Genomic DNA, 21387 nt, shown 5'->3' with positions numbered 1-21387 from the left:
GGAGAACGCGTTTCCCGTCGATCAGCCGACGACGCCGACGAGGAGCTGGACCGTGACGAGGACGAGGAACGCGGCGCCGGTCGCGAGGGTGCCGGCGGCGACGCCGTGCGCGTTTCCGAGTCCGCGGCTCCGCGTCGCGAAGTACGCGCCGAGGAAGACGAAGCCAACGAGGAGCAGCCCGACGATCAGGTACGCGACGTTCACTAGGGTGCCGGCGAGCCCCTCTGGGATACCGAAGCTCCCGACGCCGAGGATGATGCTGCCGCCGAAGAGGACGGTGACGCCCACGAACGAGATCGCCCACACGACTGGCGTCCGGGCGATGTCGCCGAGCGTCTCGACGATCGCCTCGTAGCTACCGCCGCCGCCGTCGCGACCGGGCGCCGCTCGCTTCGCGCCGATCTCGGCGACCGCGACGAAGGTGGCGACGACGAGGAGGCCCATCAGCCCCGTACTCAAGAGGGTTAGTGATGTCATGGATATCCGTTGTTAGGGCCTCCGTTCGCGCGTACAAATACCCTTCGACGCGCGAGTTCCCCGCGTTTCGACACGTGCGCCCGTGCCGTTCGCTGCGTGTCCCGCTCGACCGTCGCCGGGTTCGTCGGCGGAGCGGCTCCGGCTCCGCTCGGGTGCCTGAATCGCTGCCTCTCTCGTCCGATCGCCCGGCCCGCTACACAAGAGATAAGTGTACCATCGCCAAGGGAGGTACAAGGGCAGACAGACGAACATGATAGATCCAGTTATCCTACAACAGGGGAGTGACTGGCGCGCACAGGCGGAGGTCTTCGACGAGATCTTCTTCGTCTTCCTCGCGCTCGGCACCCTCGTCGGCACCATCGTCGTGGCGTACACGCTGTGGAACGTGTACAAGTACCGCGACGACGGGAACCGGTCGGACGAAGAGTTCGACGCGCCGGTCGTCGGCGAGCTCCCCACGGGACAGGGCGGTCCGAAAGCGAAGAAGCTCTTCCTCTCGTTCGGGTTGAGCGCGATCGTCGTCATCAGCCTCGTCGTGTACGCGTACGGGCTGCTCCTCTACGTCGAGGACGGACCGGACACCGGCGACGAGGGCGACATCGAGATCATGGTCGAAGGCTACCAGTACGGGTGGGCGTACGAGTACCCGAACGGACATACGGAACGGGGTGAGCTGATCGTGCCGGCCGACCAGCGGATCGACCTCAACATCACGTCGAGGGACGTGTGGCACAACTTCGGCTCGTCGGACTTACGGATAAAGTCCGACGCGATCCCCGGAGATCACAGCGAGACGTGGTTCGCGGTGAGCTCCGAGGACGTCGAGGCGCAAGGCGGGGAGGCGACCTACCGCGTCGAGTGCTTCGAACTGTGCGGCCCGGGTCACTCGCAGATGAAGAGCCAGATCACGGTCCTCCCGCAAGACGAGTGGGAGGAGTGGTACGCGGGAACCGGCAACAGCTCCGCGAGCGCCAACGTTCAGGCGCCCGGAGCCGGCGTCACCGCGCCTAGTGGGGTGAGCGCATGAGCGGACTCCCGCCGACGACCTCCGTCAAGCGGTGGCTCGTCACGACCAACCACAAGGACATCGGGATCCTGTACACGATCACCGCGCTGTTCTTCCTGCTGTTCGGCGGCGTGATGGCGCTGCTCATCCGCCTCCAGCTGTGGGACCCGACGAGCCAGATCCTCTCCGGACTGGCGTACAACGAGGCCGTCACCGCGCACGGGCTGATAATGGTGTTCTGGTTCCTCTCGCCGTTCGCGTTCGGGTTTGCGAACTACTTCGTGCCGCTTCAGATCGGGGCGGACGACCTCGCGTTCCCGCGGCTGAACGCCGTCTCGTACTGGCTGTACCTGTTCTCGGGCGTCCTGCTCGCGGTCAGCTTCTTCCAGGGCGGGACCCTCTCTGCGGGGTGGACGATATACGCCCCGCTCAACGTGCCGATGTACACCCCGAGCATCGGGTCGACCGGCGCGGTCCTCGCGCTCGCGATGTTCGTCACCGGCACGACGACGTCGACGGTGAACTTCCTCACCTCCATCCACCACTCCCGCGCCGAGGGGATGGGGATCATGGACATGCCGATGTTCACCTGGTCGATGCTCGCGACCGTGTGGATGATGCTGTTCGCGTTCGCCGCGCTGCTCGCGGTCGGGCTCATCCTCGCGGCCGACCGCGTCCTCGGCAGCGTCTACTTCTCGGCGACCGAAGGCGGGTCCCTCCTGTGGGGCCACCTGTTCTGGTTCTTCGGTCACCCCGAGGTGTACATCGTCTTCTTCCCGGCGCTGGGCGTCATGCTGGAGCTGTTCCAGACGTTCTCCGGGCGTCGCCTGGTCGGCCGGAAGTGGGTGATCATCTCCATCTGTCTGATCTCCGTCCAGTCGTTCCTCGTGTGGATGCACCACATGTTCCTGACGACGATCAACCTGGAGATCAAGACGCTGATGATGGCCACGACCATCGGCATCTCCTTGCCGTTCGACCTGGTCGTCTTCGCGCTGATCTACACGCTGATCAAGGGGCGGATCCAGTTCACGACGCCGTTCCTGTTCGCGTTCGGGGCGCTGCTACTGTTCATCCTCGGCGGGATCACCGGCGTCTTCCTCGGCGCCATCGTGCTCGACTACGAGTTCCGCGGCACCTACTGGGTGGTCGCGCACTTCCACTACGTGATGTTCGGCGGCGCGACGGCGCTGTTCGGCGGGGCCTATTACTGGTTCCCGAAGATAACGGGGAAGATGTACGACGAGTTCCTCGGGAAGCTCCACTTCGTGATCTTCTTCATCGGCTTCAACGCCGTCTACTTCTCGATGTTCCTCGGCTGGGAGACCCCCCGCCGGGTGTTCGAGTACAACCCCGAGTTCCAGATCTACCACCAGTTCGGGACGATCGGTGCCTTCGTGCTCGGGTTCTCGTTCTTCATCATGTTCTACAACTTCGCGAAGTCCTACGTCTCCGGCGAGCCCGCGGGCGATAACCCGTGGGACTACTCGCGGACGGCGGAGTGGGCGGTCTCCTCGCCCCCGCCGCTGGAGAACTGGCCGAACCGGCCGTCGTACGCCTCCGGGAAACTGGAGTTCGTGAAAGACTACGTGCCGGACGGCGGCCCCGCGATGAAGACCGACGACAACGGCGACGTCGCCACCGACGGCGGCGACAGTCACTCGGCGCACATCTCGGAGTACCCCTACTGGGACAAACACCCGAGTCACGCGAGCATCTGGCCGTTCGCCCTCGCGCTCGCGCTCGGCGTCACGCTGTTCGGCTTCTCCGGCTTCGCCGAAGCGGTCACCGTGGAGCTGGGTGAGACGGCGCTGCAGAGCAACGTCGTCATCTCCAACGCGATGTATCCGATCGCCATCGTGGCCGGCCTCGTCGGGCTCCTCTACACCGGCGTGAAGTGGGGACTCGAAGACTTCTACGCCCCGCCGACCGAGTTCGCCGAGCGCTGGCCGTTCAACGGCGTCGAGAAGGTGAAGCTGGGGATGTGGTTCTTCTTGGCCTCCGACGTGATCGTCTTCGGCGCGTTCCTCTCGGCGGCCATCTTCGTCCGCTACAACGCGGGCTGGATGACTTGGTCGCCGCTGACCGAGTCGCTGCCGGGGCTCATCAACACCTTCGTGCTGATCACCTCCTCGTTCACGGTGATCCTCGCGCTGGTCGCGGCCCGCCGCGAGAGCCGGCAGGGGCTGCTGGCGACGCTCGGGACGACCATCCTGCTCGGGTTCACGTTCATGGCCATCAAGCTGTGGGAGTGGAACCACGAGATATTCGACCGCGGCGTGACGATCTCGGCGAACGCCCACGGCGACCCGATTCAGGCGTCGATCTACTACGTCACGACCGGACTCCACGGGATCCACGTGCTGCTCGGCTTAGTGATCGCCATCTTCCTGTTCGTCAGGGCCTACCAGGGTCACTACCTCGACGACGAGCGGCCGATCGAGTACTTCGGCCTCTACTGGCACTTCGTGGACATCGTCTGGGTGTTCATCTTCCCGCTGTTCTACCTCTTCTGAGGTCGGTCGCGGTCCGGTCTTTTTCCTTTCGTCCACTCACGTAGCGTCGTCGCCGAGCGGCTCGGCGCACCACTGACAGAAGTCGACGGTCGGGTCGGTCTCCTTGCCACACTCCGGACAGCGCACGGTCTCGTCGCTCGTCGTCTCCGTTGACGGCGCGGCCGGGCCGTCGACCGTTCCGCCGGCGGTCGGCTCCGCGGCGTCGGCCGAGCGGGCCGCGTCGCGTTCCCGCTCGTGTTCGCGGTTGTTGCGGAGCGCCACGACGTACGCGTCGATGACGCTCGTGCCGACGACCGCGGCGGCGGGGGCCACGTCCCGAACCGGCGGGGGCTCGCCGGCGAGCACGCCGGAGATCGCCGCCTCGGGGACGAACACGAAGACCGCGGCGGTGACCGCGACGTACCAGCCGAACGCGCGGGCCCACCGGCGGAGGTATGCGTGGCCGAGCCCGGAGACGACGAGCGCGAGCAGGGCGGCGAGCCAGGGTCGCCGACGCGTGTGGTCTGTCATGAGCGCCCGTACGGGTTCCCGCCCCGAGAACCTACCCCTCTCTCGGAGCGTTTATGTGGCGGACGCGCCGAACCCGGGTATGTTCGGCGTTCCGCTCGGTGAGTTCCTCTCGGGGGTCGCGTTCGCGGTGTTCGGCGTCGGCACTTGGGGGATCGGCCTCGGCGTCGCGTACCTCCTGTATCGCCGGTGGCGCGGCGACGGGCCCCGCGGCGACGACTGAGCCGGCCCGTCGCCTTCCGGTTCGGCCACGTTTTTTACCTCGCTCATCGGATCTCGGGTATGACAGACACGGCGCTCGTCGTCGGCGGCACGCGGTTCATCGGGCGACACACCGTCGAGGAACTGCTGGCACACGACTACGAGGTCGCGATATTCAACCGCGGGAACCACGAGAACCCATTCGCGGACGACGACCGCGTGACTCACGTCGAGGGGGATCGGAAAGACGAGACCGCGCTGCGCGCCGCGAAGCTGTCGATCGAACCGGACGTCGTGATAGACTGCGTCGCCTATCAGCCGGCCGACGTGGAGGCCGCGACCGAGATCTTCGCCGACGTCGACGGCTACGTGTACATCTCGTCGGGATCCAGTTACGCGGCCGAGGAGATCCCCAAGCGGGAGGGCGAGACGCCGCTGGAGCCGTGTACCGACGCGCAGGCCACCGACGACGCCCACGAGACGTACGGCAATCGGAAGGCCGAGGGCGACCGCGCGGTGTTCGCGGCCGCCGAGGACGGCGTGTCCGCGACGGTGGTTCGCCCGTGTATCGTCTACGGGCCGCACGACTACACGGAGCGGCTCGACTACTGGATCGACCGCGTGCTCTCGCACGACCGCGTGGTCGTCCCCGGCGACGGACAGAACCTCTGGCACCGGGCGTACGTCGAGGACGTGGCGAGCGCGCTGCGGATCGTCGCCGAGCGCGGCGAGCCGGGCGCGGCGTACAACGTCGGCGACCGACGCGCGCTCACCCTACGAGAGACGTTAGAGACGATCGCCGACGCCGCCGGCGTCGACTGTGAGGTCGTCCCGGCGAGCGACGACGCGCTCGCGGCCGGCGGGCTCAACGCCGACGACTTCGTCCTCTACCGCGAGTACCCGCACCTGCTCGACACCTGCGCGCTCGCCGACCTCGGCTGGGAGTCGACGCCGGTCGACGAAGCGATGGCACGGACCGTGGAGGAGCACCGCGAATCTGACCGCGACGGGAGCGAGTGGGACCCCGGCCGCGAGGCCGAGGAGCGGGTCATCGGCGTGAAACAGACGCTCTGAGAGAGTGGTCTCGGCGTAGCGCGGAGCGACGTTCTCCGCGGGCCGGAGCGTGTCAGTACGCGGCGTCCCACCGCGTCGGCTTCCGGCGGTTGCCGCAGTTGCGACACTCCATCCGGTCCATCGTGTCGATCGCGACGTCCGTTCCCTCGCAGTTGCCGCAGAGGTAGCCGTACCGGCGCTCGTGGTCCGCGTCGACGTAGGCGACGTAGAACGGCGCCAGCGACCCGCGCTCGCTCTCGTCGAAGGCGACGTGGACCCGGTCTCCGTCGTCCGTCTCGTAGATTGCCTCAGAGATGCCGGTGAGGCGACCGATCTGCTTCCGGTACTCCCGTTCCGCGAACGGCTCGCCGCCGATGTCGACGTCGCGCTCGCCGGCGAGCTCGTACCCCTCTCGCTGGTAGAACGCCGTGCCGGCCTCGTTGTCGGCGAGGACGCGCGCCTCGATCCGGTCCACGTCGGCATCCCGGAGCGCGGACTCGACCCGTTCGAGGAGCGCGGAGCCGATGCCGGACTCCCTGTGGTCGGGGTGGACGTGGAGCCAGTCGATCTCGCCGACCCGCTCGCGGCGGCCGACGACGTAGCTCTCCGCGAACCCGACCACGTCGCCGTCGACGGCGGCGACCGGGAACACCGCGTCGTCGTCGTCGATGTCGTCCCCGAGGTCGTCGGCGTCGTACCACTCCTCGACGGCCTCGTCCAGCAGCTGTTCGCCGACGGCGTGTCCGTACGACGCCACGAGCGACTCGCGGGCGACCGACCGGACCGCGTCGACGTCTTCGACCGTTGCGGCGCGTAGGTCCATGCGGACGGATCACGCTCCGGCTACAAAAAACTCGGTCGGCGTTCCCGCCGTCGGCGCGACTGCTCCTCGACTCAGACCTCCCACGTCTCCCGGGTGTAACACATCTCCCAGAACGCGTGTTCGAGGCGGGCGCTCCGCAGGAACGCCGCGCGCATCGCGTCGCGCTCGCCCGGGTACGCCTCGCCGTACCGGTCCACGAGGTCTCGCATCCACGCGACCGTCTCGCGGAACGCGTCGCTGTTGTACTTCTCGATGAACGGCGTGTACCGGTGGGTCTCGGTCGCGAGGCTCGCCATGTGGTCGGCGACGTCGAGGTACCCCTGCCCGCACGGGTAGATCGCGGCCGCGATCTCCGCGATCGACCCCTCGTGGGCCGTCCGGACGAGGAAGTCGGTGTAGGCGGCGCAGGTCGGCGCCTTCTCGACCGCGTCGAGGTCGTCGACGGAGAGCCCGTAGTCGGCGGCGAACGACCGGTGGAGGTCCATCTCGTCGTCCAGCGTCGCGTGCGCGGTCGACGTCAGCCGCCGCGTCGTCTCCTCGTCGTCGGCCTTCGTACCGGCGAGCGCGAAGACGCGCGCGTAGTCGAGCAGGTACCGGTAGTCCTGTTTCACCCAGTGACGGAACGCGCCCTCGTCGAGCTCACCCTCCGCGAGTTCAACGACGAACGGGTGTCGCTTCTGTGCGTCCCAGATCTCTGATCCGGCCTCGAGGAGTCGGTCGCTGAAACCCATCGCATCGGCCCCTCGTCTTGCGGCGGGTTATAACTAACTAATACCACTAGGTGGTGGCAGCAGAAAGACCATCGTCGGGAGCGTGCTCGGTCGAGCGAAAACCCGGCGAAAGTGCCGGGAAAACGGTTCGGAGGCGTTCGAGCGAGAAAGAGACGCCGCGAGTCGTTACGAGATGGAGTACGTCGCGGCCGCCATCAGCAGCATGGTGAGCGCGAGCGCGAGCCCCATCAGGTAGGTCAGCGAGCGGTTCTCCCACTTCAGGTGCTGGAAGTACGCGACGATGAGCAGCGTCTTGACCGTCGCGATCACCAGCGTGCCGCCGAGCGCCTGCGCGTAGGTGAACTCGATGAACGACGTCTCGAAGAGAGCGAAGTTCAGCGTCGCCGCGACTAGGAGGGCGACGTATATCGCCGAATACATTTTCACGGAGTCGTGCGCCATCTTACTCACCCCTTCGTCCCTGCGCTTAAAGAATTAACCATCCGGGGTACCCGCTGCGGCGACGGCGAGGTCCGTCTCGGCGTCTCGGATCCCGAAACGCCTATCAGCGCGACGACCCCATCTGCGTCCGGTCGCAGCCCCGACCGGTACCCCTCGTGACTCCGCTCGAACCGACGGACGACCTGCTCGAATCGCTGTACGTCGTCAACAAGGTCGCGAAGCAGTTCGCCGACGAGGCCACCGCCGCCTACGAGCGCGGCGACGTGACCGAGAGCAACGTCCGCTCGGCGCGGAAAGACGCCCTCTACCGGCTCAAAACCGCCGTCCTCTCTAGGGTCGTCGCGTACGACGCCGACGGCGTCACCGGCGAGTACCACGCCATCAACGGCGACGTGTGGCTCTTCCTCACGGTCGGCGACTGGCACTTCCACCAGCCGCCGCACGCGATCGGCGGCGACCTCACCGACGCGATCGCGATCTCGAACTCGCCGGCGGACCCGATCGACGCCCCCTACGAACGCGACGCCAGCGTGGAGCGCTCGGAGCGCACGCTGGAGGAGGCGCTGTCGCGGCTCGCCGAGGCCGGCGCCAACGCCAACGACCACCTCGCGCGGCCCACGGTCACCAGCGAACGCGACCGGATCGTTGACGTGCGCTGGTCGTTCCTCTCGTGAACGCCGAGCAGGCGTGAAAAAATCGCGCTGGCGTTCGAACCGCGCGAAGTGGGCCGCTTACGCTTCGACGACTTCGATGGCGCCGAGCATCCCGTTCGCCTGGTGGGGGGTACACTGGTACAGCTGGATCCCCGTGTTGTCGAACGACTGCTCGAACGTGTGCCCCTCCTCGGAGACGGAGTCGCCGCTGTTGAAGTCGGACTCGGACCCCTCGACCGAGGCCACGTTGTGCGCGCCCCCGTTGCCGGTCCACTCCCAGACGACGGTCGTGCTGGAGTCGATGCGGATCGCCGCCGGCGAGAAGGCGAACCCGACGTCGCCGGCGCCGACCTCGACGGTCACCTCGTCCTGTCCCGTGAAGTCCATGATGGTGCCCTCGTACATCCGGGCCTCGGACAGGTACTCGTCTATCTCGCTCGGGACGTCCTCGACGGCGCTGCCGCCTCCGCCGGAGCCGTCGGAACCGTCCGACCCGTCGGAGCCGTCACCGCCTCCGGAGCAGCCCGCGAGTGTCCCGATGGTCAACGCGGCGCCGGTTCCGGCGAGATACCGCCGTCTGGACAGTTTATCAGACATCACTTTTCGTAGGGGTCGAAGCCTTACAAACCCCGTGATAGCTTCCGGTTCGCAGGAATTTCCCGAGCGGCTATGACTCCGGTCGGCGGGCGGTCGCAGCGCGCCGCGAAGGGCGGACTTATCGCCCTCCGACGCCTCGCGAGAGCCATGCGCGAGGACGCGCTCGCGACCCGGCTCGTCGAACACTACGAGGCGACGGTCGAGTCGCCGGCGATCCGGCTCGAGGAGCCGTACGACGCCGACGGGCGGCAGGGGGTCGTCGACCTCTTCGTCCGAACCCGAACGCCCGAACCGGTCGACCGCGTGATCGAGCTCAAGGCCGACGCCGCGGTCCGCCGCGCCACCGGCGCGAACGAGATCCTGCGCCAGTACCGCCGGATGGAGCGGTACTTCCACGTCGACGAACGCCACGCGCTCCGCCCCAAGCTCGGTCGCACCGAGCCGGGCGCGCGCTACCTCCTGTGTTTCGCGCCGACGCCGACCTGCGTCCACCACGTCGCGGAGAACCGCACGCTGTACGGCTCCATCGACCCGGACGCGCGGGCGGGCGACGTGCCCGCGGTCCGCACCGTCGCGTTCCTAACGGGACTCGACGGCGACCCCGTCGACCTCGGGCTCGTCTCCGTCAACGGCGAGGCGGCGTTCGGCTCGGCGCCGTTCCGGCGGGCGGTCCCTGAAGGCTCGCGGCTCGCGGAGAGCCTGCGCGCCGTCGACGACGACCTGATCGAATTCCCCTGAGGCGCGCCGAGCGCCCGGCGTCGCTGACTGACGACTCGCCCGACTAGAGGCCGAGTTCGCGCCCGATGACGACGTGCTGGATCTCGCTGGTCCCCTCGCCGATCTCCATCAGCTTCGCGTCGCGGTAGAAGCGCTGCGGCGCGAAGTCGGTGGTGTAGCCGTAGCCGCCGAGCGTCTGGACCGCCTCCTCGGCGACCTCGCGGGCCGCCTCGCTGGCGTCGAGTTTCGCCAGCGCCGACTCCCGGGTGACCGACTCCCCGGCGTCGTACTTCGTCGCCGCCCGGTGGGTGAGGAGTCGGGCGCGCTCGATCTGCCGGTGCATGTGGACCACCTTGTCGCGGACCGCGTCGAACTTCGATATCGGCTTGCCGAACTGCTCGCGTTCGCCGGAGTACTCCTTGGCGGCCTCGTAGGCCCCCTGCGCAAGCCCGACCGAGAGCGCGGCGATGGAGATGCGCCCGCCGTCGAGCGTCTTCATCGTCTGTGTCCACCCCTCGCCCTCCTCGCCGAGCAGCCGGTCCTCCGGGATTCGCACGTCGTCGAAGCTGATCTCGCAGGTCGGCGAGCTGTTGAGCCCCATCTTGTCCCAGACCGTCGTCACCTCGAACCCGTCGTCGTTCTCGGGGTCGACGATGAACGTCGAGATGCCGTCGTAGCCGGCCTCGGGGTCCGTCACCGCCTTCACGAGGACCGAGTTCGCGACGTTCGCGTTCGTGATGAACTGCTTGGTGCCGTTCAGCACGTACTCGCCCGCCTCGGCGTCGTACTCCGCGGTCGTGTCCATGTCGGAGGCGTCCGAGCCGCTCCCGGGCTCCGTGAGCGCCCACGCGCCGAGCCCCTCGCCCTCAGCGAGCGGGCGGAGCCACTCCTCCTTCTGTTCGTCGGTGCCGAACAGGTCGATCGGCTTCGCGCCCAGAGAGGTGTGCGCGGCGTACGAGAGGCCGATCCCGCCGGAGACGCGGCCGAGCTCCTCCGTGACCAGGGCGTACATCAGCTGGTCGCCGCCGAGCCCGCCGTACTCCTCCGAGACCGGAATCCCCATCATGTCCAAGTCCGCGAGCGACTCGAACACCTCCTCGGGGAAGCGGTGTTCGTCCTCGATCTCCTGGGCGATCGGCGCGATCTCCTCCTCGCAGAACTCTCGGACGGTGTCGCGTATCATCCGGTGTTCGGCGGGTACCTCGAAGTCCATGGGCAAGAATTGCGACGCGTGGGCATAAACGATGCGAACGACCGTGATGGACTGTGGCGGGGTCGGCAGTGTCGCCCCGCGCCGACGACTTATCAGGCGCCGCCGCGAGCCGACGACTTATCAGGCGCCGCCGCGTGCCGTCGGTATGGAGTTCCGCGAGCTCGTCCGGGGGCGCGTCGACTGGCCCGACGTCGAGCGCGTCGCGCGCGAGCTGGCGGACCGGTACGACCGCGATACGATCCGGGTCCGGTTTCTCGACGCCGACAACTGGCTGTCGACGCCGATGGTCGTCGACGACGACCTCTTCGTGAAGGTGATCACCCGGCAGAACACGCTCGTCCACGCGCTGTTCACCACCGGGCGGAACCTCGGCGCGGTCTCGTCCGGCACCGAGGGGTTCTTCGAGCGCCACGAGACCCCCTACGAGATGGCGCGTCACGAGCTGGAGGCGACCCGCCGGGTCCGCGAGCTCGGCGTCAACGCGCCGGAGCCGGTCGAGGCGTTCGAGGTCGGCGACCTCGGCGTGCTGGTGTTGGAGTACCTCCCCGAGTTCCGCACGCTGGGCGAGCTCGACGCCGACGCCGTCGCCCGGCTCGCGCCAGAGCTGTTCTCGACGCTGCGGACCGTCCACGACGCGGGGCTCGCGCACGGCGACCTCCGGGCCGAGAACGTCCTCGTCGCCGACGGCGACCTCTACGTCATCGACGCCACCCGCGTGAGCGAGGACGGGCGCGAGGCCGCTCGCGCGTACGACCTCGCGAGCGCGCTCGCGGCGCTGGAGCCGATCCTCGGCGCGGCCGACGCGATCGCCGCCGCGCTGACGAGCTACTCGACCGACGAGCTGCTCGCGGCGCGCCGATTCCTCGACTTCGTCGCGATCCGTCCCGACCACGACTTCGACGCCGCGGAGCTGACGGGCGAGCTCGAGAAGCGCACGGCGTGAGACGCCGCGAGAAAGCGGACCGACCGGAGACTCAGCCGCCCAGGTACAGCTGCGAGACCTCTTCGTCGTTCAACAGCTCCTCCGGCGTCCCCTCGAACCGGACGGTCCCCTGGTCGAGGACGTAGCCGCGGTCGGAGATGCCGAGCCCCTTCGTCACGTTCTGCTCGACCATGAGGATCGCCGTGTCCATGTCGTTGACCTCCTTGACGTCCTCGAACACGTCGTCGGCGGTGTTCGGTGCGAGCCCCGCCGACGGCTCGTCGATGAGCAGCACGTCGGGCTCCCTCACCAGCGCGCGGGCGAACGCGAGCACCTGACGCTGGCCGCCGGAGAGCGTCTTCGCCTTCGAGCCGCGCTTCTCGTCGATGATCGGGAACCGGTCGTACAGCGTCTCGATGACTTCCTCGAGGCTCCCGTCGCGGGCGACGCCCCCCATCCGGAGGTTCTCGTCGATCGTCAGCGAGCCGAACACGTTGTCGGTCTGGGGGACGTAGCCGATCCCCTCGCGGACGATCTCCTCGGGCGCCATCCCGCCGATGTCGCGGCCGTGGTACTCGACGGTCCCCGTCCACGGAGTCAACATCCCGAACGCGGTCTTGAGCACCGTCGACTTCCCGGCGCCGTTTGGCCCGACGAGACAGACGATCTCGCCCGGGTCGAGCCGGACCGAGCAGTCGTCGAGCACCTGCACCTCGCCGTACCCGCTGTCGACGCCCGACAGCGAGAGCACGGGGTCGGTTCCGCCGTGAGGCCCGTCCGCGGCCCCGGTCGTGTCGTCTGTCATACCGTCGCTCATCTTCCGCCTCCGAGGTACGCGTCGATGACGCGGTCGTCGTTCCGGACCCCCTCCGGCGTCCCCTCCGTCAGGACGTGTCCCTGATCCAAGACGACGATCGGGTCCGCCAGGTCCATCACGAACTCCATGTCGTGTTCGATGAGCAGGAACGTCGTTCCCTGCTCGTTGAGCCGCCGGATCTGGCCTTTGAGCTTCTTCGCCAGCGTCGGGTTCACCCCCGCCACCGGCTCGTCGAGCAGCAGCACCTCCGGCTCGGCGAGCATCGCCCGCGCGAGCTCGACGAGCTTCATCTGGCCGCCGGAGATGTCGGTGGCGGGCTGGGTCGCGAGGTGGTCGATCTCGAAGTCCTCCAGTATCCGCTCCGCCTCGGCGAGGTTCGCCGACTCGCTCTCCGCGACCGTCCCCGGCGAGGTGAAAAGCGTGAGGAACGACTCGCCGGGCTGTTTCCGCGGGCCGACCAGCATCGCCTCGCGGACCGTCATCCCCTCCAGCTTCCGGGGCGTCTGGAACGTCCGGATGAGCCCGTGTTCCGCGACTTGGTACGGCTCCATGCCGGTCACGTCGGTCCCGTTCACCTCCACGGTCCCGCCGTCCGGCTCGTAGAAGCCGGAGATGAGGTTGAAAAGCGTCGACTTCCCGGCGCCGTTCGGGCCGATGAGCCCGGTGATGGTTCCGCGCTCCACCGCGAACGTCGCGTGGTCGGTCGCCGCGAGCCCGCCGAACGACTTCTGGAGGTCGTCGACGCGGAGGACCGCGTCCTCCTTCGGAAGCGCGCCCTCACTCATCGTCATCACCTCCCTTCCGCTCGCGGACGCCGCTGTCCGGCGTCTCGGGCGTTCCGCCACCGCCGACCGCGCTCGGCCAGATCAGCTCCCGCTGCGGCGGGAGGACCCCCTGCGGCCGGTAGCGCATGACGGCGACGATGACGACGCCGATCAACAGCAGTCGCAACGGCGCGGGGTCGATCGGGAGCGCCACGTCGTTCAGGAAGCGCGTCCCCTCGCGGATCGTGACGATGACGATCCCGCCGAACAGCGCTCCACGGTTGGAGCCGCTGCCGCCCAAGATCACCGCGACCCACGCGTAGAACGTCGTGATCGGGTCCAAGTCGCCCGGCCCGACGTAGAGGTTCAGATGCGCGTAGAAGACGCCCGCAAGCGCCATTATCAGGCTCCCGAGGACGAACGACTGCATCTTGAACGAGTAGGTGTTCTTGCCCAGCGCCCGCGCGAGGTCCTCGTCGGAGCGGATCGTGCGCAGCACGCGCCCCCACGGCGATCGGTGTGCGCGCCGGAGGACGAAGTACGCCGCGCCCGCGAACGCGAGCACCAACAGGACGTTCAGCGACGCCTGCCAGAACGCCGTCTCCAGGATCACCGGCGACCCGGGGATCACCTCCAGCCGGAGCCCCGGCATCGCTTCCGGGAACGTCGAGAGCACCGGCCACCCGTCGAAGAAGCCCGGGATGCCGCGCAGCCCCGCGCTCCCGTTCGTCAGCCAGCGCTCGTTTAACACGATCAGCCGCACGACCTCCGCGAGCCCGAGCGACGCGATGGCGAGGTAGTCGGCCCGGAGCCTGAGCGTCGGGATGCCGATGAGCAGCGCGAGCGCGAGCGCGACGACGAGCGCGACGGCGAGCCCGACGAGCGGACTGAATCCGCCGGCGATCGGCGAGCCGCTCGCGGTCATCAGCGCGGTGCCGTACGCGCCGATGCCGAAGAACGCGGCGACGCTGAAGTTGATCAGTCCCGTGAACCCCCACTGGGCGTTCAGCCCGAAGGACAACAGCGCGTACATCCCCGCCAGCCCGACGAGGAACAGGAAGTACGTCGGACCGAGCGCGCCGGTGAGCATCGCGACGAAGAGGAACAGTACGAACGCGACGCTGACGCCGAGCACCCACCCCTCCGGGCGGGAGAGGTCTGCGAACGCCGCTTTCGGGTCGTCGAGGAGGCTCACGTCGCGCCCTCCCCGGCGATCCCGTTGGGCCGGACCAACAGCACGACGACCATGATCACGAACGCAATCGCGTTCGCGTACTCGATGGTGATCATGTTCTCGATCACGGTCGCGAGCCAGTTCGGACGGATCGGTAGCGCCTCGACCACGTTGGAGAAGAACGGCGTTAGCTGGTTTATCATGCCGATGAGGAACCCGCCCGCCATCGCGCCGTAGACGGAGCCTATCCCGCCGAGGATCACCGCCGCGAAGATCACCAACAGGAGGTTAAAGCCCATCCGGGGCGCGAGCTGATTGAACAGTCCGAGGAACACGCCGCCCGCGCCGGCGAGCCCGGCGCCGATGACCCACGTCCACAGCTTGACCCGCTTCGTCCGGATACCGCTAACCCGCGCGAGGTCGGGGTTGTCCGCCATCGCGCGCATCTTCCGACCGAGGTCGGTGTACTGGAGCAGGACGTGGAGCCCGACGACGAGCGCCACCGCCGATCCGAATATCGCGACGTCGTGGAGCGTTATCCGGACGCCGTACGGCACCAGCGGCTCGATCGGCCGCAGCGGCCGGACGTCGAACCGGGTGAAGTCGGAGCCGAACCGGATCTGGATCACCGCGCGGTAGATGAACGCAATCCCGATCGACGTGATCAGCAGGCCGATCGAGTCGACGTCGAGCGGCTCGTAGATGAGCTTCTCCGTGGCGACCGCCACGACCGCGGCGACTGCGATCCCGACGACCAAGGCCAGGAAGAAGCCGTACGGGAGCCCCAACACCGCGCCGCCGAGCCCGCCGACGGCGCCGAAGGTCACGAGCGCCGAGTACGCACCGATCGTCATCGTGTCGCCGTGCGCGAAGTTCGCGAAGTCCGCGATGCTGTACACCAGCGACAGCCCGATGCTGCCGAGGACGATGATGCTGCTGAACACCAATCCGTTAGCCAGGTATCCGAGGACGGTCATCGGTCGGGATTAGCCTTCGATGAAGTCGATGCCTTCGTACGCGTGGTCCTGGACCTCCAGGACCTGAAGAAAGCCGATCGGGTCCCCGTTCTCGTCGAAGTCGATGGGGCCGCTGACCCCCTGGTAGTCGACGTCGTCCGGTCCGCCGCCGTCCGCGAGGATCCCGCTCGCGGCCTCGAACGAAGTCACCGTCTCGCCCTCCGGCCCGGAGACGCGCCGGACGGTGTCCTGGAGCGCCGCCCCCGTGAACTCGTCCGCGGCCTGGATCGCCAAGGCGGCGTTGATCACGCAGTCGTACGCGTACGCCGCCCACGAGGTCGGCTGCCGGCCGTACTCCGACTCGAAGGTGTCCGCGAACGACTGGTAGTTCTCCTCCTCGACGGGCGCGGACGGAACGACGATCTTCATCCCCTCGATGCTCCCCTCCGGGGTGTTCTCGAGCACGTTGTCGCCGGAGACGGAGTCGGCGCCGTAGAACTGCGCCTCGTACCCCGAGGAGAACACCTCGTTGACCATCGTCGCGAACTCGGCCTGGTAGGTGATGAACAGCCACGCGTCGGCGCCGGAGCTGTTCATCTCCGAGATGACGCTGGAGTACGACTGCTGGTCCTGATCGTGCGGCGTGTTGTAGACGACCTCGCCCTCGTACGCGTCGACGAACGCGTCCGTGAGGCTCTGGCCGTAGTCGTTGTTGACGTAGGTGATCGCAACCTCGTCGTAGCCGTCGTCGCTGATGAGGTTCGAGAGCGCGAGCGACTGGCTCCGCCCCGACGGCGACATCCGGAGCAGTCCCGGGAACTCGGTGAGGTTGAGCCCGGTGGAGTTCTGGCTCAGCTGAACGACATCCGTTCCTTCGATGACGCTCTCGTAGATGGCCAGCGAGACGCCGGAGCCGACCGCGCCGATCAGGAACGGCACGCCGTCCTGATTGACGAGCTTCTGGGCGGCAGCGATCCCGCCCTGGTTCTCGCTCTCGGAGTCCTCGACGACGATGTCGAGGTCTCGCCCGTTAATGCCGACCTCGTTGACCATCGAGAGGGCGAGGTCGACGCCGCGCTGGTTCCGCTCGCCGAACGCCGACAGCGACCCGGTCTGGGAGTCGACCATCCCGATCTCGTAGGCCTCGGTCGAGTCGCCGCCGTCGCCGCCGTCGCCGCCGTCGCTGCCGTCACTGCCGTCGCTGCCGTCACTGCCGTCGTCAGTCGTGCTGAGACAGCCCGACAGTCCGACGAGTCCCGCACCGCCGGTCAGTTTCAGCAGCGTCCGCCGATCCGTCATGCCCGTGGTATTCCGTGACATATGTTTCCGATAGTCCCGAGCACATTCGGCTACCTTAACCCCGACCCGTCCATGGTCGGTGAGCGCGCGGCAGATCGATGAATCGGCTGGTAGTGGGACTGAAAAAATTTTATACAGGAATATGTCTTCGGAACAATTGGTCGGGTGCCATTATATACCGCTCCGGATCCGCAGTGATCGCATGATCCCGCCCATCGCGAGCAACTTTGTCGCCGGGGAGACGCCGGAGGCGGCGCTCGCTCACGTCGAGGGGCTCAACAACCGCGGCGTGGCCGGCATCCTGAACCTGCTCGGCGAACACTACGAGGAACGGCCCCCCGCCGACGCCGACGCCAACGCGTACGTCGACCTCGTCGAGGCGATCGCGGAGCGCGGCGTCGACGCCTGCGTCTCGGTCAAATCGAGCCAGATCGGCCTCGACATCGCCGACGACGTCTTCGAAGAGAACCTGGCGCGCATCGTCGAGGCGGCTAACGCGCCGTCCGCGACCGGGCCGGACGGGACGGGCACCTTCGTCTGGATCGACATGGAGGACCACGAGACCACCGACGTGACGCTCGACGCGTTCGAACGGCACGCCGTCGAGACGGACGGCAACGTCGGCGTCTGCGTACAGGCGAACTTGAAGCGGACCCGCGAGGACCTCGAACGGCTCGCCGACCTCCCGGGGAAGGTCCGACTCGTCAAGGGCGCGTACGACGAGCCGGCCGAGATCTCCTACAAGAAGAAGGCGCGCGTCGACGAGTCGTACCGCGACTGCCTCGCATACATGTTCGAGGCGTTCGACGACGGCGTCGCTGTCGGGAGCCACGACCCCGCGATGATCGACTACGCGAAGCAGCTGTACGCCGACCACGGGACCCCCTACGAGGTCCAGATGCTGACCGGCGTCCGGGAGTCGGCGCAGTTCGAACTCGCGGCCGAAGACGACGTGAAAGTCTACCAGTACATCCCGTACGGCTCCAAGTGGTTCTCCTACTGCTACCGGCGGATCCGGGAGCGCAAGTCGAACGCCCTGTTCGCGCTGCGCGCGATCGTCGGGAACTGAACGAACCGGGGCAAAGACCGGCGATCGGGCGCTACGACTTATCAATCGGCGTGTGAGTTTTGCGTCCGCCGTTTATCAGCGATTGAACGACCGACGACGGACGCCTCCAAATCCCCGGCCGCTCGGTTATAAATGGTCGCTAGCAGATCGGCGGCAAACAGTTCCAAGGCCCCAGTCGCGAGGACGGCGCACGCTCGCTGCGGTCCTCAGTCGCTCGCTTCGCCCGCTCCTTGCGGTCCTTACGTCACCTGCGCCGTCCTCGCGACTGCCCCTTCGAGTCCCTACCCGACCGCGACCGCACGGCGCCTCACGCCTCCCCAACCTCGTCAGTCGCCGTCGCTTCGCTCCGGCGACTGACTCCCTCGCGCGTGCTGACTCGCGGCCGCCGATAGCGGCCGCTCGCAGGCACGCGCCACCGCCTTCATTCATAACCAATCGGCGCTGTCGCTCGCGGATATTTAAATACCGTACCGCGCTCGACGCGCTGTAACACTCGCTCCGCAGTCGACACTGCCGTTCACGGGTCCAGTAGCTTCGACTCCGCCTTCCGCAGGTGTTCGAGCAGCGTCGTCTTCGAGACCTCCATGTCGTCGGCGAGCTCGCGCGTCGACGCCTCTCGGGGCCACTCGTAGTAGCCCGCTTCGCGGGCGTGTTCGTACACCTTCCGCTGTGTCGTGGTCAGCGTGTCGAGCCGCTGCTCGCGGGGGGTCCGCCCGGCGTGGCCCGACGACGACATCGACTCCACCGTCACCTCCGCGCCGGCCGCCGCCTGAACCGCGTCGAGCGACTCCCGGATCTCGGTGCGCTCGCCGACGAAACACACCTGCCACTCCTCCCGTCCGCCCTCGATCCGGACCGGCGCGCTGTGGACGAAGCCGTGTTCCAAAAGCGTCGGACACACCATGTCGCCCGGGTCGTACTCCAAGAAGAACTCGCGGACGACGTTGCCCGGGGCGTCCCGAGCGCGCCCGAACCGCTCCTGTAGCTCCAAGAGGTTCCCCGCGCGGTCGGACTCGCGGATCGCGTCGAGCAACGCTTCGACCTCCTCGTTCGTGTCTCCGAACGCCGTGAACAGGCCGTTCACCGTGTTCGGCGCGTCGCTTTCGGCCATCGGTGAGTTGTAGATCGCGTGTGCGAGGACGCCGCCGCCGGTCTTTTTCGTCGCCTCGATCGCCCAGCAGTTCGGATGCCAGAGGTCGAGCGTGAGCCGGGTTCCGGCCCACTCGCTCGCCCCTTCTGGTTCGGTTGTCGCCATTGGTACCGCATGTTTGGCACTACATCACAAAGACCTTACCGACCATGGTAGGGTGGGTTATTTGGACGTGCCGACCGGATGTCTCGAACATGGCGCAGCCCTACCAGCACTACATCGACGGCGAGTGGGTCGACGGCGACGGGTCCGAGACCTTCGAGAGCGAGAACCCCGCGACCGGAGAGACGCTCGGAGAGTTCCGTCAGGGGACCCCCGAGGACGTCGACCGCGCGGCCGACGCAGCGGACGCGGCGTTCGAGGAGTGGCGCGAGCTCTCGCGGATCCAGCGCGCGGAGTACCTCTGGGACGTGTACCACGAGCTCCGCGACCGGACCGACGAGCTCGGGGAGATCGTCACCAAGGAGTGCGGGAAAGAGATCAGCGAGGGGAAGGCGGACGTGGTCGAGGCCGCGCACATGGTCGAGTGGGCCGCTGGCGACGCCCGGCATCCGAAGGGAGACATCGTCCCCTCGGAGATCCCCTCGAAGGACGCGTACATGCGACGGAAACCGCGCGGCGTCACCGGCTGTATCACGCCGTGGAACTTCCCGGTCGCGATCCCCTACTGGCACATGGCCATTGCGCTGGTCGAGGGGAACACCGTCGTGTTCAAGCCGGCCGAGCAGACGCCGTGGTGCGCGCAGATCATCGCAGAGATGTTCGACGACGCCGGCATCCCCGACGGCGTGTTCAACATGGTACAGGGGTTCGGCGACGCGGGCAACGCGATCGTCGAGAACGACGACGTCGACACCGTCATCTTCACCGGCTCGGCCGAGGTCGGCCACCACATCCAAGAGAAGCTCGGCGGCGTCGCCGGCAAGCGCGCCGCCTGCGAGATGGGCGGCAAGAACGCGATCGTGGTCACCGAGGAGGCGGACCTCGACGTCGCGGTCCACTCCGCGGTGATGTCCTCGTTCAAGACGACCGGTCAGCGCTGCGTCTCCTCCGAGCGCCTGATCGTCCACACAGACGTGTACGACGAGTTCAAGGAGCGGTTCGTCGAGGTCGCGGAGTCGGTCGCGGTCGGCGACCCCCTCGACGAGGACACCTTCATGGGGCCGCTCATCGAGGAGGAACACCGCGAGAAGGTCACCCGAAACAACGAGGCGGCCCGCGAGGAGGGCGTGAACGTGCTCGTCGACCGGACCGAGCTCGACGACGAGGAGATCCCAGACGGCCACGAGGACGGCTACTGGGTCGGTCCGTTCGTCTACGAGGCCGACGCCCACGCCGACCTGACGTGTACTCACGAGGAGGTGTTCGGACCCCACGTCGCGCTCATGGAGTACGACGGCGACATCGAGGAGGCCGTCGAGATCCAGAACGACACCGACTACGGGCTGGCTGGCGCGATCATCTCCGAGGACTACCGACAGATCAACTACTACCGCGACCGCGCCGAGCTGGGGCTGGCGTACGGCAACCTCCCGTGCATCGGCGCCGAGGTCCAGCTCCCCTTCGGCGGCGTGAAGAAGTCCGGCAACGGCTACCCCTCCGCCCGGGAGGCGATCGAGGCCGTCACCGACCGCACCGCATGGACCCTGAACAACTCGAAGGAGATCGAGATGGCGCAGGGCCTCTCGGCGGACATCAAGACGAAAGACGACTGATCCGTCCGGAATGACGTCCGGTGACGGGCGTCCGAACGCTTCTCACCCTGTTACGCCGCGAACCGCCGCGACCGTCTCTTCCGCCGTCTCCGCCGCCGCGAGCGCGCCGCGCGCCACGAGCCGCTCGCGCGGGCGCCCGACCGGTTGCGGCTCGGAGACGGTCTCGATCAGCTCGGCCTCCCGCAGGAGCCGTTTTATCCGCGTGAACGTCGAGGGGCTCCCGAGACCCGCGTCCTCGCAGGCCCGCCGGAGGGTGCGGTCGAGGGCGCCTTCGCGGGCGCCCACCGCGTAGGCGCGGATGCGGGTCTCCTCAGAGTCTGGACCCGCGGCTCCGCGCGAATCGGCGCCGACCTCGGCATCGAGCGCGCGGAGCACCGCCGCGGCGACCGATTCGTCACACCGCGTCGCGAACCCCTCGTACACCCGCCGTCGGCTCGGCGTCCGGAGCCGGTACGGCTCGGCCGCCGCGAACCGCGGCGCGTACCGCTTGCGGAGCGTGGCGTCGTCGCCGATCCGGTGCCACCGACTCCCCGCCCCGGGCGCCTCCCCCCCCGTCCCCCCCCCCCTCCCCCTCGCCCCCACTCAC

Annotated in this window: 22 protein-coding genes and 1 pseudogene; 9 read left to right on the top strand and 14 right to left on the bottom strand. The window is 67.7% G+C overall.

Annotated elements, in window-relative coordinates; genetic code table 11:
- Nucleotides 1-21: 21 nt before the first annotated feature.
- Nucleotides 22-444: a hypothetical protein gene (locus B9H04_RS09990; protein ID WP_049929919.1), complete on the bottom strand. Its 423-nt coding sequence runs from the start codon at nucleotides 442-444 to the stop codon at nucleotides 22-24.
- Nucleotides 445-727: 283 nt separating this feature from the next.
- On the opposite strand from B9H04_RS09990, the gene coxB reads away from it, so the two are divergent.
- A complete protein-coding gene (coxB, locus tag B9H04_RS09985) occupies nucleotides 728-1504 on the top strand; it encodes a cytochrome c oxidase subunit II (protein ID WP_049929918.1) in 777 nt (258 codons plus the stop codon).
- Entirely contained in the window at nucleotides 1501-3999 is a 2499-nt protein-coding gene (locus tag B9H04_RS09980; RefSeq protein WP_049929915.1) for a cbb3-type cytochrome c oxidase subunit I, read from the top strand. The genes coxB and B9H04_RS09980 overlap by 4 nt, the downstream gene beginning before the upstream one ends.
- A 36-nt stretch (nucleotides 4000-4035) precedes the next feature.
- On the opposite strand, the gene B9H04_RS09975 is transcribed toward B9H04_RS09980, so the two are convergent.
- The gene (locus B9H04_RS09975) at nucleotides 4036-4509 is read right to left on the bottom strand and encodes a DUF7575 domain-containing protein (protein WP_049929913.1); all 474 of its coding nucleotides are present in this window, start codon (nucleotides 4507-4509) and stop codon (nucleotides 4036-4038) included.
- A 79-nt stretch (nucleotides 4510-4588) separates the two neighbouring features.
- Here B9H04_RS09975 and B9H04_RS18680 point away from each other — a divergent pair, with 79 nt between their 5' ends.
- Together B9H04_RS18680 and B9H04_RS09970 are read left to right on the top strand one after the other, a co-directional pair.
- On the top strand, nucleotides 4589-4729 hold the full coding sequence (locus tag B9H04_RS18680; RefSeq protein WP_167373062.1) for a hypothetical protein: 141 nt from the start codon (nucleotides 4589-4591) through the stop codon (nucleotides 4727-4729).
- A gap of 59 nt (nucleotides 4730-4788) precedes the next feature.
- Nucleotides 4789-5781, top strand: coding sequence for an NAD-dependent epimerase/dehydratase family protein (locus B9H04_RS09970; protein ID WP_049929912.1), 993 nt, complete (start codon nucleotides 4789-4791; stop codon nucleotides 5779-5781).
- Between the two features lie 52 nt (nucleotides 5782-5833).
- Here B9H04_RS09970 and B9H04_RS09965 read toward each other — a convergent pair whose 3' ends face one another.
- From B9H04_RS09965 to B9H04_RS09955, 3 genes are all read right to left on the bottom strand, one after another.
- Nucleotides 5834-6583 (bottom strand): GNAT family N-acetyltransferase, encoded by a 750-nt coding sequence (locus tag B9H04_RS09965; RefSeq protein ID WP_049929911.1) that lies wholly within the window; start codon nucleotides 6581-6583, stop codon nucleotides 5834-5836.
- Nucleotides 6584-6654: 71 nt separating this feature from the next.
- Nucleotides 6655-7314, bottom strand: coding sequence for a thiaminase II (gene tenA, locus B9H04_RS09960; RefSeq protein WP_049929910.1), 660 nt, complete (start codon nucleotides 7312-7314; stop codon nucleotides 6655-6657).
- 165 nt (nucleotides 7315-7479) lie between these two features.
- Nucleotides 7480-7755: a cytochrome C oxidase subunit IV family protein gene (locus B9H04_RS09955; protein WP_049929908.1), complete on the bottom strand. Its 276-nt coding sequence runs from the start codon at nucleotides 7753-7755 to the stop codon at nucleotides 7480-7482.
- A gap of 155 nt (nucleotides 7756-7910) precedes the next feature.
- Between B9H04_RS09955 and B9H04_RS09950 the strand changes: the two genes are divergently transcribed.
- Nucleotides 7911-8429, top strand: a complete 519-nt coding sequence (locus tag B9H04_RS09950; protein ID WP_049929907.1) for a hypothetical protein — start codon at nucleotides 7911-7913, stop codon at nucleotides 8427-8429.
- A 57-nt stretch (nucleotides 8430-8486) separates the two neighbouring features.
- Here the strand turns inward: B9H04_RS09950 and B9H04_RS09945 are convergent, their stop codons facing one another.
- Nucleotides 8487-9005 carry a halocyanin domain-containing protein gene (locus tag B9H04_RS09945; RefSeq protein ID WP_049929906.1) on the bottom strand — a complete coding sequence of 173 codons (519 nt, stop codon included), beginning with the start codon at nucleotides 9003-9005 and terminating at the stop codon, nucleotides 8487-8489.
- Between the two features lie 147 nt (nucleotides 9006-9152).
- Between B9H04_RS09945 and B9H04_RS09940 the strand changes: the two genes are divergently transcribed.
- Nucleotides 9153-9743, top strand: a complete 591-nt coding sequence (locus B9H04_RS09940; protein WP_049929905.1) for a hypothetical protein — start codon at nucleotides 9153-9155, stop codon at nucleotides 9741-9743.
- A gap of 43 nt (nucleotides 9744-9786) precedes the next feature.
- Here the strand turns inward: B9H04_RS09940 and B9H04_RS09935 are convergent, their stop codons facing one another.
- The gene (locus tag B9H04_RS09935; protein WP_049929904.1) at nucleotides 9787-10935 is read right to left on the bottom strand and encodes an acyl-CoA dehydrogenase family protein; all 1149 of its coding nucleotides are present in this window, start codon (nucleotides 10933-10935) and stop codon (nucleotides 9787-9789) included.
- Between the two features lie 145 nt (nucleotides 10936-11080).
- Between B9H04_RS09935 and B9H04_RS09930 the strand changes: the two genes are divergently transcribed.
- Nucleotides 11081-11878, top strand: coding sequence for an RIO1 family regulatory kinase/ATPase domain-containing protein (locus tag B9H04_RS09930; protein ID WP_049929903.1), 798 nt, complete (start codon nucleotides 11081-11083; stop codon nucleotides 11876-11878).
- A 31-nt stretch (nucleotides 11879-11909) separates the two neighbouring features.
- On the opposite strand, the gene B9H04_RS09925 is transcribed toward B9H04_RS09930, so the two are convergent.
- From B9H04_RS09925 to B9H04_RS09905, 5 genes are read right to left on the bottom strand one after another with little or no spacing between them, the layout of a single operon-like run.
- A complete protein-coding gene (locus tag B9H04_RS09925; RefSeq protein WP_085682668.1) occupies nucleotides 11910-12662 on the bottom strand; it encodes an ABC transporter ATP-binding protein in 753 nt (250 codons plus the stop codon).
- A gap of 8 nt (nucleotides 12663-12670) precedes the next feature.
- On the bottom strand, nucleotides 12671-13459 hold the full coding sequence (locus B9H04_RS09920) for an ABC transporter ATP-binding protein (protein ID WP_049929902.1): 789 nt from the start codon (nucleotides 13457-13459) through the stop codon (nucleotides 12671-12673).
- The gene (locus tag B9H04_RS09915; protein WP_049929900.1) at nucleotides 13452-14633 is read right to left on the bottom strand and encodes a branched-chain amino acid ABC transporter permease; all 1182 of its coding nucleotides are present in this window, start codon (nucleotides 14631-14633) and stop codon (nucleotides 13452-13454) included. The genes B9H04_RS09920 and B9H04_RS09915 overlap by 8 nt, the downstream gene beginning before the upstream one ends.
- Complete coding sequence (locus B9H04_RS09910) at nucleotides 14630-15589, bottom strand: branched-chain amino acid ABC transporter permease (RefSeq protein ID WP_049929899.1); 960 nt, start codon at nucleotides 15587-15589, stop codon at nucleotides 14630-14632. Before B9H04_RS09910 ends, B9H04_RS09915 begins: the two co-directional genes overlap by 4 nt.
- A 9-nt stretch (nucleotides 15590-15598) precedes the next feature.
- Nucleotides 15599-16888, bottom strand: coding sequence for an ABC transporter substrate-binding protein (locus B9H04_RS09905; protein WP_049929898.1), 1290 nt, complete (start codon nucleotides 16886-16888; stop codon nucleotides 15599-15601).
- A gap of 181 nt (nucleotides 16889-17069) precedes the next feature.
- Between B9H04_RS09905 and B9H04_RS09900 the strand changes: the two genes are divergently transcribed.
- Nucleotides 17070-17936: a proline dehydrogenase family protein gene (locus B9H04_RS09900; RefSeq protein WP_085682664.1), complete on the top strand. Its 867-nt coding sequence runs from the start codon at nucleotides 17070-17072 to the stop codon at nucleotides 17934-17936.
- A 517-nt stretch (nucleotides 17937-18453) separates the two neighbouring features.
- On the opposite strand, the gene B9H04_RS09895 is transcribed toward B9H04_RS09900, so the two are convergent.
- Complete coding sequence (locus B9H04_RS09895; protein WP_085682663.1) at nucleotides 18454-19191, bottom strand: helix-turn-helix domain-containing protein; 738 nt, start codon at nucleotides 19189-19191, stop codon at nucleotides 18454-18456.
- Between the two features lie 89 nt (nucleotides 19192-19280).
- Between B9H04_RS09895 and B9H04_RS09890 the strand changes: the two genes are divergently transcribed.
- Nucleotides 19281-20801: an aldehyde dehydrogenase family protein gene (locus tag B9H04_RS09890; protein ID WP_049929894.1), complete on the top strand. Its 1521-nt coding sequence runs from the start codon at nucleotides 19281-19283 to the stop codon at nucleotides 20799-20801.
- A 42-nt stretch (nucleotides 20802-20843) separates the two neighbouring features.
- Here the strand turns inward: B9H04_RS09890 and B9H04_RS09885 are convergent.
- A pseudogene (locus B9H04_RS09885) lies at nucleotides 20844-21371 on the bottom strand (transcriptional regulator TbsP domain-containing protein); the annotation flags it as partial.
- Nucleotides 21372-21387: the final 16 nt, after the last annotated feature.

Origin of the sequence: Halorubrum ezzemoulense DSM 17463, from assembly GCF_002114285.1 — an archaeon.
GTDB lineage: Archaea > Halobacteriota > Halobacteria > Halobacteriales > Haloferacaceae > Halorubrum > Halorubrum ezzemoulense.
This window is presented reverse-complemented; position numbering and strand designations above follow the sequence as displayed.